Origin of the sequence: Bradyrhizobium sp. (genome assembly GCF_049798375.1) — a bacterium.
Taxonomy (GTDB): domain Bacteria; phylum Pseudomonadota; class Alphaproteobacteria; order Rhizobiales; family Xanthobacteraceae; genus Bradyrhizobium.
The window spans coordinates 1-16,475 of the sequence record NZ_JBARGP010000106.1 but is presented as its reverse complement, the minus strand read 5'-3'; the positions used below and the strand labels follow the sequence as shown (position 1 = coordinate 16,475).

Sequence of the window (16,475 nt, the reverse complement as noted above, 5' to 3'; positions counted from 1 at the left end):
TCCGTAGATTGGCCGGCCGGCTCCTCCTATGCACCCCATAAGGTGGCGGCCATCGCGCTGACCCCGGACAGAAGCAAGTACCCGGCGAGAGGATGACGCACAAAAGGGATTGACTAACCAAGGCCCGCTACAGAAGCCCGGGTGAGCGCAGCGATCCCGGGACAGGTGTCGCTAACGACCCCGGTGTCGCTTCGCTCACCCGGGCTACGTCTCGTGTTCCGCGTGCATAATGTCGTCCATCACTCCGATGGGATCCCAATGAAGTTCGCTGCGATCGCCGATATTCACGGCAACTGCCCGGCACTCGAGGCCGTGCTCGCTGACATCGCCGACCTCGGGATCACCGAGGTCGCGAACCTCGGCGATCACGTCAGCGGACCGCTGGAGGCGGCCCGCACCGCCGATCTGCTGATCGCGAGGGAGTTCCCCTCCATTCGCGGCGACCAGGACCGCATTCTCGTTGAGCTCTGGCAGGCCGGCCATTCGGCCCGCGGCGATTTCCGCCAGCTCGAGCGCCGTAACTTCGAATGGATGGCCGCGATGCCGCCCACCCTCGCCTATCGCGACGACGTGTTTCTGTGCCATGGATCGCCGCGGGACGACGCCGCCTTCTGGCTCGAACACGTCGCCGATGACGGCAGCGTCCGTGCCAGCCCGATCGATTTCATCGAAGCCGGCGCTGATACCATCGACGCGCGGCTCATTCTCTGCGCGCACACCCATGTTCCGCGCGTGGTCCATCTGCGAGACGGGCGGATGATCGTCAACCCCGGCAGCGTCGGGTTGCCTGGCTATGACGGGCAGGCGCACGTTCCCTATGTCGTCGAGGTCGGCACCCCTCATGCGTGCTACGCGATCCTGGAGCACACCCGTCAAGGCTGGTGCGCGACGATCAGATACGTGCCTTATGACACCACTGCCATGGCGGCGCTGGCCCGCCGCAGCGGTATGACCACCTGGGCCACCGCGATCGCGACCGGCTGGGTCGAACGAGATAACTAGATCCGGACGTCGCCCCCATTCGCGCTGCCTGCGGGCCGTTGCGGACGTGGGAAGCATGTCCCGCCACACCGCTTTGGGGCTGAGCCTTGCTCGGATGCCCGTTGACATAGATCAAGGTCACCCCACCCTTTGGCGCTCTGGTGATGTTCAGCCGCAAATGCCGGCCCGCCACCATTCGGTTCGTAAGTGCGAGGAGGACTCCCATGCATCCCAAAAAGCGTATTCCGTGTAAGTCGACGGTTGCAGGGATTGCAGTCAGCGTCATGCTAGGGCTTGCAGGCGTTGCTCTCGATCCAGCGCCAGCCAGGGCGGTCGTGTACTGCCAATATGTTGGTTATCCGCCGAGTTGCATTGCGAGGGCTGGCGTTGTGCTCAGGCCACCGCCGGTGGCGCGGGCTGCGGTTCGTCACCACGCCGGTGGCAATTTGAATGGCGGCGTCAATCGCGTTGGACGACGGCGATAAGGCATCTGGTTGCGGGTCACGAGCCTCGGCGCGCCCGAGAAAGCGAGCGGCGACTTCGTGCCCCGTTACATCTTGTCAAAGCCGGTTCGGCCGGTTCGCACGCGTCGTGAAACGCTGCGCCAGCGCCCTGACCTGCGGCCAATGACTTCAATGCTCGCGCCGCAACATCGCTTGTCGGGCAAATCAGTTGCGCGATTTACCCGATCGGTGCGGTGGGACGATCCCAAAATAGCGACGATGGCACCGCGTCGAAAAATTCATTTCGCGAGCCGGATCAGGGTGATGTCCGCAACGCCCTCCCGAAGCTGAAAAAAATACTTTCGTATTATCAGAAATTGTGATTTTCTGACCGCATCCCGCCTCGGCAAGAGGGACGTTTCGGCCGATCGTCACGACACGTGGGGCGGGGAAGCGGTGGCCGTGATGCCTGCGCCGGACGAGCGCAAGTCTTCGCGGCGGTGAAATCGTGTGGTCCGGGCGCCCCGGTGCTGGCGCCAAAGTCGCAGTGAGACCTGCGAGTGACGGGGGCAATCAAGCCGGTCCCCGCGGAGATCACGTATAAGCCGTCAAACCATCGCGCGGGGAATGCCGGCTGTCGGCTGAACCTGTGGTGACTGCCGCCAGCTTTTTCTTTCGCTGGCGGGCCATGGGTGCGGCCAGCATCCGGCATTCCCCGCGCCCTCTTCTCATTTGGAGGGACACGACGATGGATCACTCGGACGCCATGGCGCCGCGAGAAGGCGATCGCTTGTTTTGGGGAATGCGCGGGCCAAACTCAGTCGTCATGCCCGCGCAGGCGGGCATCCAGTACGCCGCGGCTTCTCAATCGATCACGCCCCTCTCGGAATACTGGATCGTCCGCCTTCGCGGACGATGACAGCGGAGAAACCGGCGAGCGATGACGGTGGAGAAACTGGCCGCAGCGGAGCCACTAACGCCCTCACCCATTCCTGTAGGTGTAGCTGTAACCGTTGATCGCAGGCGCGCCGCCGAGATGGGCGTAGAGCACTTTCGACCCTTCCGGGAAATAGCCCTTGTGCACGAGGTCGATCATGCCCTGCATCGATTTGCCCTCGTAGACCGGGTCGGTGATCATCGCCTCGGTGCGCGCAGCGAGGCGAATGGCCTCGTTGGTCTCGGCGCTCGGCACGCCATAGGCCGGATAGGCATAGTCATTGAGGATCACGATCTCGTCGTCGCGGACCTTGCGGCCGAGCTCGACCAGTTCGGCGGTGTTGTCGACGATCTCGCGCACCTGCGCGCGGGTTTGCGCCGGCGTGCCGGAGGCGTCGATGCCGATGACGCGATCGGCGCGGTCGTCGGCCGCGAAGCCGACGATCATGCCGCCCTGCGTCGAGCCCGTGACCACGCAGACGATGATGTAGTCGAACTTGAAGCCGAGCTCGGCCTCCTGCTGGCGCACCTCCTCGGCAAAGCCGACATAGCCGAGCCCGCCATATTTGTGCACGGAGGCACCGGCCGGAATGCCGTAGGGCTTGCCGCCGGCATCCTTCACCGACTGGATCGCCTCCTCCCAACTCTTGCGGATGCCGATGTCGAATCCATCAGGCACGATGCGGCTGTCGGCGCCCATCAGGCGTGTCAGCAGGATGTTGCCGACGCGGTCATAGACGGCGTCCTCGTGCGGCACCCAGCTCTCCTGCACCACCACGCATTTCATGCCGATCTTGGCCGCGGTTGCCGCCACCATCCGGGTGTGGTTCGACTGTACGCCGCCGATCGAGACCAGCGTGTCGGCGTTGGACTCGATCGCGTCCGGCACGATGTATTCGAGCTTGCGCAGCTTGTTGCCGCCGAACGCCAACCCCGAATTGCAGTCGTCGCGCTTGGCGTAGATCTGCACCTTGCCGCCGAGCTCGGCGGTGAGCCGTGGCAGATGCTCGATCGGCGTCGGTCCGAAGGTGAGCTTGTATTTCTTGAACTTGTCGAGCCGAAGCACAGGGCATCTCGCTGCTGGATGAAATCGCCGCAAAACATAGCCTCGATCGGCCGAAAGGTGCTCTCTTTCTCGATTGGGCCTTATCTGCTTTTGTACGGCGGCTTGCACCAAGCCGAAATATTCAAGCAGGAATGCTCATAAACATGAAAGATTCAACCACCACGGTTTCTCTCGACCGGATCGACCGCAAGATCCTGCAGCTCCTGCAGCGCGATGGCCGCATCACCAACGCCGATCTCGCCGGGGCCGTGAATGTCAGCCCGGCCACCTGCCACCGGCGGACGCAACGCCTGTTCGACGACGGCTATATCCGCCACGTGCGCGCGGAGGTGGCGCCGGAGAAGGTCGAGCGCAGCGCGCTGGTGCTGGTCGGTGTCGTGCTCGACCGCTCCACGCCGGAAAGTTTTCGCACCTTCGAGGCGGCGATCCGGAAATTGAAATTCGTGCTCGACTGCCATCTGGTCGCCGGCGATTTCGATTTCTTCCTCAAGATACGCGTCCGCGATATCAGCGACTTCAACCGGCTGCACGGCGATCAGTTGATCTCGCTGCCAGGAGTGCGTCAGACGCGTACCTTCTTCGTCATGAAGGAGGTGGTGGACAATGCGCCGCTGGATTTCTGAATGGGAAGACGTGACGCGGCCGGCGGCGGCAAACGCGCCGCCGGCTCTTGTTGTGTCGTCACACCGCTCAGCCGACCGGCTTGCCGTAGTCCTCGTCGGTGACGTGCTCCATCCATGTGATGTGCTCGCCATTGAGCGATTCATGGATCGCGACATGGACCATGCCGGTGGTCGGGGCTGCGCCATGCCAATGCTTCTCGCCCGGCGGGATCCAGACCACGTCGCCGGCCTTGATCTCACGGATCGGGCCTCCCTTGGCCTGCACCCGGCCGACGCCCTGGATCACATAGAGCGTCTGCCCGAGCGGATGGGTGTGCCAGGCGGTGCGGGCGCCCGGCTCGAACGCGACCCGGGACGAGGCGACACGCGCGGGCGCCTGCGGCGTGATGATCGGGTCCTGCCACACCGTGCCAGTGAAGCTTTCGGCCGCCGCGCGGCGGGTCGGGCGCGAGCCCGCGAGATAGACATCAACCATGGCGTTGCCTCGTCCTGTTTGCTTTTGCTTGGATTACTTCTTCGACGCGGCGTAGCGCGCCTTGGTCTCGGCATTCATCGGATAGAGCCCCGGCAGCACCGCACCCTTGTTGACCTCCTCGACGATCCAGGCCTCCATGCGCTCCTGCTCCGGCGCCTCGGCCAGCACGTGCTCGAGCATCGCCTGCGGGATCAGCACGGCGCCATCCTGGTCGGCGACCACGACGTCGTTCGGGAACACGGCGACGCCGCCGCAACCGATTGGTTCGCCCCAGCCGACGAAGGTGAGGCCGGCGACCGACGGCGGCGCGGCATAGCCGTCGCACCACACCGGCAGGCCGGTGCCCATCACGCCTTCGAGGTCACGGACCACGCCGTCGGTGATCAGCGCGGTGACGCCGCGCTTCATCATGCGGGCACAGAGAATATCGCCGAAGATCCCGGCATCCGTGATGCCCATGGCGTCGACGACGGCGATGCAGCCCTCCGGCATGGCCTCGATCGCGGTGCGCGTCGAGATCGGCGACGACCAGGATTCTGGCGTCGCCAGATCCTCGCGCGCCGGCACGAAGCGCAAGGTGAAGGCCGGTCCCACCAGCCGCTTCTGCCCCGGGCGCAGTGGACGCGCGCCGCGCATCCAGACATTTCGCAATCCCTTCTTGAGCAGGACCGTGGTGATGGTCGCGGTGGTGATGGTGGACAGGGTTGCGGTCGCTTCGGGGGAGAGGGACATCTTTGGACTTCGGCTCCGATAGGAAGGGGTAAAGCAAGACGCGCATCTTGCGGCGCGCGGCGTCAGCGTCAAGGGGCGGGCCATGCCATCACCGCATGGTGTGATCGGCTGCCCGATAATGCCGGCTTATCGCAGCACATCGCTTTAATTTATTGAATTATCGAGAGATTTTCGTGAACGCCAATTTCCATCGAGAACGAAAACCGCTACAGCAGGTGACATCGTTTGCTGATGTCTTCGAGGCCATGGCCGACACTCTTCCCCCTCCCCGCCTGCTGCCGTCCGGCGATAGCGCCGTGACCGTCGAGTTCAGCCGCACCATTGATGACGCCGCCAATCGCAAGGTGCTGGCGCTGGACCGTGCGCTGGCGAAGGCCGCGATATCAGGCATCACCGAGACGATCCCGACCTATCGCTCGCTGCTGGTCCATTACGATCCCTCCGCGGTCGATTACGACACGCTGGGTGCGCAATTGCTCGCGCTGGCGACACAGTCACTATCGCTCGAGGCCAAGACCCGGCGCTGGCGCGTTCCGGTGCATTATGGCAGCGAGGATGGCATCGATCTCGAGGACGCCGCTAAGACCCTGAACCTCACGCCTGACGAGGTCGTGGCCCGCCACGTGGCGGGGCGGTATCGCGTCGCGATGATCGGCTTCACACCGGGCTGGTCCTATCTGTCGGGCCTCGACCCATCGCTGCAATTGTCGCGGCGACAGAGCCCGCGCCTGCTGACGCCGGCCGGCATGATCGCAATCGGCGGCATCCAGACCGGTATCCAATGTCTCGCCGCGCCGAGTGGCTGGAACATTCTTGGCCGCACGCCGATCCGAACCTATCAGCTGCACCGCAAGCCGACCTTCCTGCTGGAACCCGGCGACGAGGTCTCCTTTTACACCATCGATGCCAAGACCTTCGCCGACCAGGAGAAGGCCGCCGAGGCCGGCGAGATCGTCGCCGAACAGGTGGCCGCGTGAGCACCCTCGTCGTCACCAGCATCGGCCCGGCCAGCTCGGTCCAGGATGGCGGCCGCTTCGGCGCCCAGCGCTATGGCCTCACGCCATCGGGCGCGATGGACAAGCTGTCGCTCGCCGCCGCGAACAGCCTGGTCGGGAATGTGCCTTTGTCCGCCGCGATCGAGATCGGCCCATTCGGCGCTGTTTTCACCGCCAAGGGCGGCGCGGTGCGCGTCGCGCTTGCGGGCGCACCGCGGCCCGCCGACATCGCCAAGCGTCCGGTCGAGTTCAACACGTCAGTGACGCTCGCCGACGGCGAGACGTTGACGCTCGGCTTCGCGCGCGTCGGCTCGTTCAGCTATCTCGCGATTCAAGGCGGCATCGAGGGCGAAGCCATCTTCGGCAGCCTGTCGGTGAATGCGCGTGCCGGGCTCGGCAGCCCTTATCCGCGGCCGCTGCAATCGGGCGATACCTTCGAAGCCCAACCGGCCGCCGATGCGCCGGAGCGCCAGATCTCATTGCCGCCCACATCGAACGGACCGATCCGCGTCGTGCTCGGACCGCAGGACGACGAGTTCACCGACGAGATGACGGCCCTGTTCCTCGACAGCGAGTGGAAGATCTCGGCGACCAGCGACCGCATGGGCTATCGCCTCGAAGGCCCGGCGATCCGGCATTTGCATGGCCACAACATCGTCTCCGACGGCACCGTCGAGGGCAGCATCCAGATCACAGGCAGCGGCGCGCCGATCGTACTGATGGCGGACCGCGGCACTAGCGGCGGCTATCCCAAGCTCGCGACCGTGATCACGGCCGATTTCGGCCGGCTGGCGCAGACGCCTGTGGGCACCGGCTTCCGTTTCAAGGCTGTCACGATGGCCGAGGCGCAGGCCGAGGCACGGAAGTTCAAGCAACTCATTGAACGCATGCCTGATCACGTCAGCGACATCGAAAACGTAGAGCTTCGGCTCGAGGCGCTGATGAGCGCCAATGTCGCGGGCCATGCGCTCAGCGCCACCGATCCTGCGACGTGGCAGGCAGTGACATCGGACTAACAAGAACAGCGGAGACGCTCATGACCACCATCGATCTCAACTGCGATCTCGGCGAGAGCTTCGGTCCCTGGGAAATGGGCAATGACGCCGCCATGATCGAGCTCGCGACCTCGGTCAACGTCGCCTGCGGCTATCACGCGGGCGACGCCGACATCATGCGCAAGACGGTGGAGATGGCCAAGGCGCGCGGCGTCAGCGTCGGCGCACATCCCGGCTATCGCGACCTGCACGGCTTCGGCCGCCGTCCGGTGCCCGGCATGAAGGCCTCGGAGATCGAAAACCTCGTCGCCTACCAGATTGGGGCGCTGCAGGCGATCGCGACCACCGCCGGCCACAAGGTGACGCATGTGAAGGCGCATGGCGCGCTCTCCAACGTCGCCTGCGAGGATGACATGACCGCGCAGGCGATCGCGAATGCGATCAAGGCGGTCGATCCGAAGCTGATGTTCGTGGTGCTGGCGAATTCCAAGCTGGTCGCGGCCGGCGAGAACGCCAACCTGCCGCTGGTGCATGAAGTCTTCGCCGACCGCGCCTATGGCGATGACGGCCTCTTGGTGTCGCGCAGCAAGCCCGGCGCAGTGCTGCACGATCCGAAGGTCATCGCAGAGCGCGTGGTACGGATGGTGCAGGACGGCGCGGTGGTCTCGGTCACCGGCAAGGTGATGAAGATGCGCACCGACACCGTCTGCATCCATGGCGACACCGCCGGCGCCGTCGAGATCGCCCGCGATGTCCGCAAGGCACTCGACGCCGCCGGCATCAAGGTGGGGCCCTTCAAGACGGGGAACTGATCAATACACGTCCTGCTGGAACCGGCCCTTCTTCTTGAGCTCGCCGACAAAGGCGATGGCCTCGTCGGTCGAGCGGGCGCCGAACTGGGCGATGATGTCGACCAGCGCACGCTCGACGTCCTTAGCCATCCGCTTCGCATCGCCGCAGATATAGAGATGCGCGCCTTCGGCCAACCAGGTCCACACTTCCCGACCGACCTCGCGCATGCGGTCCTGGACGTAGAACTTCTTGGCGCCGTCGCGCGACCAGGCCAGCGACATCCGCGTCAGCAGGCCCGCGGTCTTCAACGCGTTGAGCTCGTCCGAATAGAAGAAGTCGCAGTCGCTGCGCTGATGGCCGAAGAACAGCCAGTTCTTGCCGGGCGCGCCGGTCGCCTTGCGGTCGAGCAGGAAGGCGCGGAACGGCGCCACGCCGGTGCCGGGGCCGACCATGATGATCGGCGTCTTGGGATCGGCCGGCAGCGCAAAGCCGTGAGCCTTCTGCACGTAGACCTTGAGCTTGTCGCCGGGATTGATGCGCTCGGCGAGGAAGGTCGAGGCGAGCCCGAGCCGCTTGCGCTTGTTGATGACGTAGCGCACGCAGTCGACCGTCAGCGACAGCCGGCCCGGCGTTGCGTTATGCGACGACGAGATCGAATAGAGCCGCGGCTGCAGCGGCTCCAGCGCCTCGACGAAAGCTTCCGGATGCGGCCTGACGCCGGAGAACTTCTGCAGCGCCGCCATGACGTCGAGCGTAGCAGCATCGCCATCGGGATCCTCGCCTTGTGCCAGCGCTCGGGCCTTCTCGCGCTGCTTGCCGCCGGTGATGAACGAGATCAGCTCGAACAGCGTATCGGGCGCCGGCGCCAGCGATACGTCCTCGATCAGGCAGTCGCGCAGGGTCTTGCCGCGGACCTTGGTGGTGTGGGAGGCGCCGAGCAGCGCGATGATCTGATCGGCCAGACCGATGTCGTTCTTGCCGAAGATGCCGAAGGAATCGCCGACCACGTAGTCGAGGCCGCATCCTTCCAGATCGAACTCGATGTGCCAGGTCTCCTTCTCGGACCCTTTTTTATTGAGCAGGCGCCGCGACAGGAACGTCGCCTCGACCGGATTGTCCCGCGAGCGGCCCGGCTCGGTCACCACCACGGAGACGGCCGCAGGCGCCGCCTGCTGCGCGGCTGGCTTGGCGGCGGCCGGTGCCTTGTCAAGATCCTCATAGAGCGTCTTCAGCATCCGCGCGGTTTCCTTGCCGCCGGGGACGCAGAGGTTGAGCCGCGCTTCGCTGCGATCGGCGATCGCCTCCGAGTAGTCGTTGCAATTATAGCCGCACTGGCCGCAATCCTGCTGCGCCATCGCCGCCATCATCTTGCGTCGCAAGGGCCGGCCTTCGGCGAGCTTCATGCGATCGGCGATCGGCATGGTCTGGTCGTGCCAGGGCGCTTCGCCATCATCGCCGTCGCCCGTGGAGGACAGCATCGCCGCATTCTGCTCCGCCGAGAGCGGCGTCGAGCCGTCGATCCCGAGCGCGCCCGCCAGGAAGCCGTTGAGCCAGGACCGCTGGGCATCGGAGAACGGCGCGCCCTGCGGGATGATGTCGATCTTGGCGGGAGGCGTGATCTGGTTCATGCGGACACCTGTTCATCGGCGAGCTTGCGCAGCGTTTCACCGTCATGGCGGCGTGCGAAGGTCAGGAACGGTTCGTCGGGAGCGGCGCGGTGGGCGAGATAGGCTTTCAGCAGCCCCTCGACCGTGCGCGGCGCGTCTTCAGCCCTGAGGTCGTGATAGACCTCCTGCCCGATCTCAGCCTGCGATCCGAAGCCGCCGCCGGCGAACAGATGATAGCCTTCGACGGTTTCATCACCTTCTCCTACGGGCACCTTTGCGGCGATCAGGCCGATGTCGCTGATGTAGTGCTGCGCGCAGGAATGATGGCAGCCGGTCAGATGGATGTTGAGCGGGGTGTCGACATCGACCCTGCTCTCGCACCAGTCGCCGATCTCGGCGGCATGGCGCTTGGTGTTGGATGCCGCGAACTTGCAGCCGGCATTGCCGGTGCAGGCAATCAGTCCGGCGCGGATCTGCGAGGCCTCGGTGGACAGCCCGAGCTGCGCGATCGCAGCCGTGGCCAGCGCGACGTTCTCGTCGCCCACGCCCGAGATCAGCAGGTTCTGCCACACCGTGAGCCTGATCTCGCCGTCGCCGAGGTCCTGCGAGATCTTGGCAAGGCCGCGCATCTGGTCGCTGGTCAGCTTGCCTACCGGCAGCACCACGCCGAGCCAGTTCACGCCTTCCTGCTTCTGCCTGTGCACGCCGATATGGGCCATGCGATCGGCTTCGGGCCGCGGCTCGATAGCGTCGTCCGGCACGCGGGCGAGCTTGCGGCCGAGCTTGGCTTCGACTGCCTCCATGAATTTGTCGACGCCCATGGTGTCGAGCACATATTTGAGCCGCGCCTTGAGCCGGTTGGTGCGGTCGCCGGTTTCGATGAAGAGGCGCACGATGGCATCGGCCACATTGGTCGCGTCCTCGGGCTTCACCACGATGCCGGTCGGCTTGGCGAAGTCCTTGTGCCCGGTAATGCCGCCGACGCCGAGCTTGAACCAGACGCCGGCCTCGACGCCGAAGCCGTCCTTCACCTCGACCGCGGTAAACGCAATGTCGTTAGTGTCCTCGAGTGCGGCGATCTTGCCGCCGCCGTCGAAGGCAACGTTGAACTTGCGCGGCAGGCCGTAGAGCGAGCGGTCGTTGAGGATGTGATAGTGCCACTCGCGAGCGTAGGGCCGCGTATCCAAGAGCTCCTGCGGATCAATGCCGGCGGTCGGCGTGCCCGTGACGTTGCGGATGTTGTCGGCGCCGGCGCCGCGCGCGGTGAGGCCGAGCTCGGTCAGGCCTTCGAGGAAAGCGATGCTGTGCTTGGGCGGGATTTCGCGCATCTGCAGATTGGCGCGCGTCGTGACATGGCTATAGGGACCGCAAAGCTGTTCGGTGAGGTCGGCAAGGCCCGACAACTGCCAGTGCTTCATGATGCCGTTCGGGATTCGCAGCCGCGCCATGTAGGAGTCCTGCGCCGGCGCGACCCAGAACAGTCCATGGTAGCGCCAGCGGAAATTGTCGGCCTGCGACGGCGCGGCATCGTTGCGCGCCTGCTCTTTCAGCCGTTCATAGGCATCGAAGGGATGCAACTCGCGCTTGAACTTCTCCTGGTCGGCGAGCTTCTTGCCCGAGGCGGTGACCTTGTCCTGCGCCTTGATATGGATCGCATCCGGCCCGGTCGGCTCGGCCGCGGTGGCGCTCGGCGCAACACCCAGGCCACGGCCGGCCAGGCTGACGCGCAGGCCTGCCGAAAGCCCCTCCAGATAGCGCTTCTGTTCGTCGGAGAAGTCGACTGCCAGCGTCTCGATTTTCATGCGTACAACGAAGCTCCTGTGCCACGACTGTCGCGGCGTCAAAGGACGTATTGGGAGCCATCATCAGGAGCCGACCGGCATTGGCGCCGTTCACTCCCTCCGGGTGCTCCGACCAGCTTCGTTGCTGCGGAAATCCATCAGGGATTTGCGGACGGCGCCGTCTGTGGCGGCCGACCGCAATGCAACATACAAGTTGCGTGCCAGCTCCGATCTTCTGAAAATCTAAGGGAATCCAAAGGTATGGAGCGAGGGGCTGAGACGGCCCGGCGCGGACATGCCGCGAAAAGCAGGCAGATTGCTTACATGTTGGGCTGAATCTACGATTGTTTATAAATTGAGCAGAAGGATTAAGCCTTCCAACGGCCGATCGTAAAGGCGTTCAGATGGCCGATAATATCGGCCGGATCGAACGGCGGCCCGGCAAAGGCCCCGATGCCATCCTTGGCAGCCCCGGCGCTGGTCGCGGGACCGAGGATGGCCTCGTAGATGTCCTGCCGGAACACGCCCATCGCCGTACGCAGCGCGTCCGCACTCAGCGGCGTTTGGCCCCAGCGCACCATCTGCGCGTAGAGCCAGGCTGCCTGCACGGGATCGGGCCGCGCCGCCCCCTCCCGTCCGACCAGTATGTAGCGGTCGCTCTCGCGCACGGTACCATCAGACGAAATCTTAAGCCGACCATCCAGCGTGCGCTGGATCATTTCGGCGGTCACACCGACGCGCTCGGGCCGGGCCAGGATGGCTGCGGCCTCGGCGTGGTTCTGCCCGATGAAATCAGCGGCGCGGGCGCAGGCACGCACCAACGCCGCAACGACATCAGGATTTTTCTCGGCCCAGTTCTGCCTGAGCGCCAGCACCTTCTCAGCCGCATGTCCGAAAATGTCAGACACGAAATGCAGGATATGGCCGCGGCCCTGATCGACCGCGATCGAATTCCAGGGCGCCCCGACGCAGAAGCCGTCGACATGGCCATTGGCGAGGCTGTCGACCATGAAGGGCGGCGGCAGCACCACCAGCCGGACATCCTCATCCGGATCGACGCCGCCTGCCGCCATCCAGAACCGAAGCTGGTAATTGTGGGTCGAGAACGGAAAGGTCATGGCGAAGGTCAGCGGCTCGGCGCCGGCCGCGCGCCGTCTGGCGACCACCCGCGCCAGCGCCAGTGCGGTCGCCATTGGATCGAAACGATCGCCTTCGAGGTACGCCATCAACTCGGCATGCAGCGCCAGCGATACGGTGATGGCGTTGCCATTGACGCCGAGATTGAACGGAGCCGCGATCGGCACCTTCACATGCCCGATGCCGAGGCTGGAGGCGATCGCGACCGGGGCCAGCAGATGCGCGGCATCGAATAGCCCGATATTGAGCTTGTCACGCACATTCGACCACGACACTTCGCGCACCAGGGTCACATCGAGGCCCTCGGCCGCGGTGAACCCGTTGTCGACGGCGACGATCAGCGCGGCGGCATCGACCAGCGGAATGAAGCCTATGCGAAGCGCGCCCGTCATTTCAGGATCTCCGACGCGGTCAGGATCGACTGCGCGATCTCGCCGATCTTCTTCTTCTCGCGCATCGCGGTGGAGCGCATCAGGACGTAGGCCTCCTCTTCGGTGAAGCCCTTCATCTTCATCAGAATGCCCTTGGCGCGGTCGATCACCTTGCGATCCTCCAGCGCCGACTTCGCCCGTTCCAGTTCGTCCTGCAGCTTGGAGAAGGCATTGAAGCGAGAGATGCAGAGATCAAGAATGGGTTTGATGCGCTCCTTCTTGAGGCCGTCGACGATATAGGCCGAGACGCCGGCCTCGACGGAAGCCTGGATCGAGGCGGCGTCGCTCTGGTCGACGAACATCGCGATCGGCCGGCGCACCGCGCGACTGACCTGGAACATCTGTTCCAGCACGTCGCGGCTCGGATTCTCCAGGTCGATCACGATCACGTCGGGATCCAGCGCGTAAATCCGCGTCAGCAGGCCCTGCATTTCGCTGATATGCACGACGCTGGTAAAACCGGCCTCCCGCAGCCCCTCTTCCAGGATCGCCGCGCGGATCGGGCTTTCATCGGCAATGACGATTTTGGGAGACTGCTCGGCGTTCATCGATAACCCGGTCTTCAGCCATTCCTCCATAGCACGCTCTATTCGGCCTCAAAGCCTTGTCTTTATGGGCAATTCGGACTAGCTCACGCCTATTCATCAGGCAGATTCAGATATGTCGCAGGCCGCCGCGCCCAAAATCAGCTTTGTCTCGCTCGGATGCCCCAAGGCGTTGGTGGATTCCGAGCGCATCATCACGCGGCTGCGTGCGGAGGGCTACGAGCTCGCCCGCAAGCACGACGGCGCCGATGTCGTCATCGTGAACACCTGCGGCTTCCTCGACAGCGCCAAGCAGGAATCGCTGTCGGCCATTGGCTCAGCCATGGCCGAGAACGGCAAGGTCATCGTCACAGGTTGCATGGGCGCGGAGCCCGAGGCGATCGAGCAGGCCTATCCGGACGTGCTGTCGATCACCGGGCCGCAGCAATATGAGAGCGTGCTCGATGCCGTGCATCGCGCGCTGCCGCCGGTGCACAACCCGCATCTCGACCTGGTGCCGCCGCAGGGCATCAAGCTGACCCCGCGCCATTACGCCTATTTGAAGATCTCCGAGGGCTGCAACAACCGCTGCAGCTTCTGCATCATCCCGAAACTGCGCGGCGATCTGGTGTCGCGCCCGGCCGCCGACGTGCTGCGCGAGGCCGAGAAGCTGGTCGCCGCCGGGGTGAAGGAGCTGCTGGTGATCTCGCAGGACACTTCGGCCTATGGCGTCGATGTGAAGTATGCCGAGAGCACGTGGAAGGACCGCCCGGTCCGCGCCAAGTTCATCGATCTGGCGCGCGAGCTCGGCGAGCTCGGCGCCTGGGTGCGGCTGCACTACGTCTATCCGTATCCGCATGTCGACGAGGTCATGGGCCTGATGGCCGAGGGCAAGGTGCTGCCCTATCTCGACATTCCCTTCCAGCACGCCAGCCCGAACGTGCTGAAGGCGATGAAGCGCCCGGCCGCCACGGACAAGACGCTCGACCGGATCAAGGCCTGGCGCGCGCAATGTCCAGATCTCGCATTGCGTTCGACCTTCATCGTCGGCTTCCCCGGCGAGACCGAGGCTGATTTCCAATATCTGCTCGACTGGCTTGACGAGGCCGAGATCGATCGCCTCGGCTGCTTCAAATATGAGCCGGTTGCAGGCGCCACCTCCAACGCCCTGCCCGATCAGGTTGCTCCCGAGCTGAAGCAGGAGCGCTGGAATGCGCTGATGGCGCGGCAGCAGAAGATCTCGGCGCACAAGCTGAAGCGCAAGGTCGGCACCCGCCAACAGATCATCATCGACGAGGTCGGTCCCACCGTCGCCAAGGGCCGCACCAAGGCCGACGCGCCTGACATCGACGGCGCAGTCTATCTCTCGAGCCGGCGCCCGCTGCGCGTCGGCGAGATCGTCACCGCCAAGATCGAGCGCGCCGACCAATACGATTTGCATGGCTCGGTCGCAGGGTTTTAACCCGGCACGCCCTGACAAATTTAGTGCGTGCCGTTGGCGGCCGAACGGACCGCCCAGAGCTTGAGCAGCCGGTGTGATTCATCGGTGGTGAGCGCGGCGTATTTGCCCCTTAGCTTGGCAATCTCGTCCGCATTGGTCGCGCCCGACATGAAGCGGCTGTCGAGCACCGCGGTCACCGTCTCCCATTGCAGGCCGGCGGCCTTGCAGGGCACGAGAATGCCGTCGCTGCGCAGGCTCTGCATCAGCGGCCGCACCACCTCGACGCTGGCATGCGCCAGCTCGGCGAGAACCGCGGTGGTCTCCTCATAGCGGTGTTGTTTGGCGAATTCGAGCAGCACGGCCTCAGTGAGCTTGCCTTCCTTCTTCAGCCGCGCCGCCATCAGCTTGGCGCCGGCGAAATCGCGCGCCCGCGCCATTTCGCGATCGGTCTCGACCGTGGCGACATCGATGGCGCTGCGAATTTCCTCGTAAAGATGTGGCGGCGCCCGCGACAGCAAGCGGGCCTTGACCGCCTCGGCGGCGCCGCGCAGCAAGCGTCGCCGCAGCTCTGCCGGCAGATCGGCCCGGATTCCCGCCTCGACCGTCAGCTCGGCATCCCCCAGCGCCTCGCGAACGACAGCGGCAAAGCCGGCCGCCGAGAACCGTGCGCCGGGATTCTTAATCAGGCGCAGCCGAACGCTTCGGTGCCCGCGCTTCAGCAATTCATCGCTGACGAACTCATGCAGCCACCAACGCCCGGCGATCGCCAGCAGATGCTGCTCGCTCTTGGTGCGCGCGACCTCGATCAGCTCGTCGACGCCGAGCTTTGCTGATTCCGACAGCACCGGCCGCGCAATGGAAATCTCGTCGTGATGCGCGAGCCTGCGGATCACCGAGCTCGGCGCCTGCGACACCGGCGCCAGCTGCGCGCTCAGCTCCGCAAGCGCGATCCGCGCGCTGACATCGACCAGCGCGCGCAGCTCGATCGTGTTGACGAGGCGCTCGAAAATGTCGGCGAACAAAGCGTGCTGCTCGAGGTCGAAGCTGGCCGCGGAGGCGACGAACAGGGCCGTGACCCGCTCGGCCATCTCGCAGCAGCGTTCGGCGGAGCCGCCGGCAATCGCCGCCGCCACCTGATCGACGATCGTGAGGTTGGGGTCCAACATCGCTCGTCCTGAGCGCTCAATTCCAGTTGACGCGCAAAAGTAAAGGCGGAGCCTAAAGGTTTGGTAAAATTGCAAATAAGACGGCGGTCGTAGGAGTACGGCCCGCGCTGTCCGGGCCGCGAACGGGTAATACCCGCCGCCATCGGGCCCGAACGGGATCTTGACACCGCTGGTTTCGTCCCTGTATGGCTCCAACATGATCTCTGATCGGACCAACCGCCGCGCCGCCGCATGCCGTCGTCACCGTCGTGACGATGCCGGGGCGCGCCATGTCCGAGGACGATGCTGATCAGCTAAAACGCCATCAGCTTCTGGTTTTCGAGAAGGCCGCTCCCTGAAAGGAGCGGCCT

The 16,475-nt window shown here is 64.7% G+C and carries 15 protein-coding genes; 7 read left to right on the top strand and 8 right to left on the bottom strand.

The features are described 5' to 3' along the window. Positions 1-258 precede the first annotated feature (258 nt). Positions 259-1,002, top strand: a complete 744-nt coding sequence (locus WA702_RS04900; protein WP_425109409.1) for a metallophosphoesterase family protein — start codon at positions 259-261, stop codon at positions 1,000-1,002. 203 nt (positions 1,003-1,205) lie between these two features. Further along, positions 1,206-1,466, top strand: a complete 261-nt coding sequence (locus tag WA702_RS04895) for a hypothetical protein (protein ID WP_425109408.1) — start codon at positions 1,206-1,208, stop codon at positions 1,464-1,466. A gap of 940 nt (positions 1,467-2,406) precedes the next feature. On the opposite strand, the gene WA702_RS04890 is transcribed toward WA702_RS04895, so the two are convergent. Then, entirely contained in the window at positions 2,407-3,426 is a 1,020-nt protein-coding gene (locus tag WA702_RS04890) for a 1-aminocyclopropane-1-carboxylate deaminase (protein WP_425109407.1), read from the bottom strand. Positions 3,427-3,569: 143 nt separating this feature from the next. Here WA702_RS04890 and WA702_RS04885 point away from each other — a divergent pair, with 143 nt between their 5' ends. Then, positions 3,570-4,049, top strand: coding sequence for an Lrp/AsnC family transcriptional regulator (locus WA702_RS04885; protein ID WP_425109406.1), 480 nt, complete (start codon positions 3,570-3,572; stop codon positions 4,047-4,049). 67 nt (positions 4,050-4,116) lie between these two features. On the opposite strand, the gene WA702_RS04880 is transcribed toward WA702_RS04885, so the two are convergent. Both WA702_RS04880 and WA702_RS04875 read right to left on the bottom strand, forming a co-directional pair. Then, positions 4,117-4,524, bottom strand: a complete 408-nt coding sequence (locus WA702_RS04880; RefSeq protein ID WP_425109405.1) for a (R)-mandelonitrile lyase — start codon at positions 4,522-4,524, stop codon at positions 4,117-4,119. Positions 4,525-4,557: 33 nt separating this feature from the next. Continuing rightward, positions 4,558-5,256 carry a ribonuclease activity regulator RraA gene (locus tag WA702_RS04875; protein WP_425109404.1) on the bottom strand — a complete coding sequence of 233 codons (699 nt, stop codon included), beginning with the start codon at positions 5,254-5,256 and terminating at the stop codon, positions 4,558-4,560. A gap of 245 nt (positions 5,257-5,501) precedes the next feature. Here WA702_RS04875 and pxpB point away from each other — a divergent pair, with 245 nt between their 5' ends. From pxpB to WA702_RS04860, 3 genes are read left to right on the top strand one after another with little or no spacing between them, the layout of a single operon-like run. Then, positions 5,502-6,233: a 5-oxoprolinase subunit PxpB gene (pxpB, locus tag WA702_RS04870; protein WP_425109403.1), complete on the top strand. Its 732-nt coding sequence runs from the start codon at positions 5,502-5,504 to the stop codon at positions 6,231-6,233. Next, positions 6,230-7,267 (top strand): biotin-dependent carboxyltransferase family protein, encoded by a 1,038-nt coding sequence (locus tag WA702_RS04865; RefSeq protein ID WP_425109402.1) that lies wholly within the window; start codon positions 6,230-6,232, stop codon positions 7,265-7,267. Before pxpB ends, WA702_RS04865 begins: the two co-directional genes overlap by 4 nt. 20 nt (positions 7,268-7,287) lie before the next feature. Then, positions 7,288-8,058 carry a LamB/YcsF family protein gene (locus tag WA702_RS04860; RefSeq protein WP_425109401.1) on the top strand — a complete coding sequence of 257 codons (771 nt, stop codon included), beginning with the start codon at positions 7,288-7,290 and terminating at the stop codon, positions 8,056-8,058. On the opposite strand, the gene WA702_RS04855 is transcribed toward WA702_RS04860, so the two are convergent. The 4 genes from WA702_RS04855 to WA702_RS04840 form a co-directional block, all read right to left on the bottom strand. Then, positions 8,059-9,666, bottom strand: a complete 1,608-nt coding sequence (locus WA702_RS04855) for a sulfite reductase subunit alpha (RefSeq protein WP_425109400.1) — start codon at positions 9,664-9,666, stop codon at positions 8,059-8,061. Further along, on the bottom strand, positions 9,663-11,447 hold the full coding sequence (locus WA702_RS04850; RefSeq protein ID WP_425109399.1) for a NirA family protein: 1,785 nt from the start codon (positions 11,445-11,447) through the stop codon (positions 9,663-9,665). The genes WA702_RS04855 and WA702_RS04850 overlap by 4 nt, the downstream gene beginning before the upstream one ends. A gap of 347 nt (positions 11,448-11,794) precedes the next feature. After that, complete coding sequence (locus WA702_RS04845) at positions 11,795-12,955, bottom strand: CmpA/NrtA family ABC transporter substrate-binding protein (protein ID WP_425109398.1); 1,161 nt, start codon at positions 12,953-12,955, stop codon at positions 11,795-11,797. Continuing rightward, positions 12,952-13,542 carry an ANTAR domain-containing response regulator gene (locus tag WA702_RS04840; RefSeq protein ID WP_425109410.1) on the bottom strand — a complete coding sequence of 197 codons (591 nt, stop codon included), beginning with the start codon at positions 13,540-13,542 and terminating at the stop codon, positions 12,952-12,954. Before WA702_RS04840 ends, WA702_RS04845 begins: the two co-directional genes overlap by 4 nt. Positions 13,543-13,654: 112 nt before the next feature. Here WA702_RS04840 and rimO point away from each other — a divergent pair, with 112 nt between their 5' ends. After that, positions 13,655-14,980 carry a 30S ribosomal protein S12 methylthiotransferase RimO gene (rimO, locus tag WA702_RS04835; RefSeq protein WP_425109397.1) on the top strand — a complete coding sequence of 442 codons (1,326 nt, stop codon included), beginning with the start codon at positions 13,655-13,657 and terminating at the stop codon, positions 14,978-14,980. A 20-nt stretch (positions 14,981-15,000) separates the two neighbouring features. Here rimO and WA702_RS04830 read toward each other — a convergent pair whose 3' ends face one another. Next, positions 15,001-16,125, bottom strand: coding sequence for a DUF2336 domain-containing protein (locus WA702_RS04830; protein WP_425109396.1), 1,125 nt, complete (start codon positions 16,123-16,125; stop codon positions 15,001-15,003). Positions 16,126-16,475 lie beyond the last annotated feature (350 nt).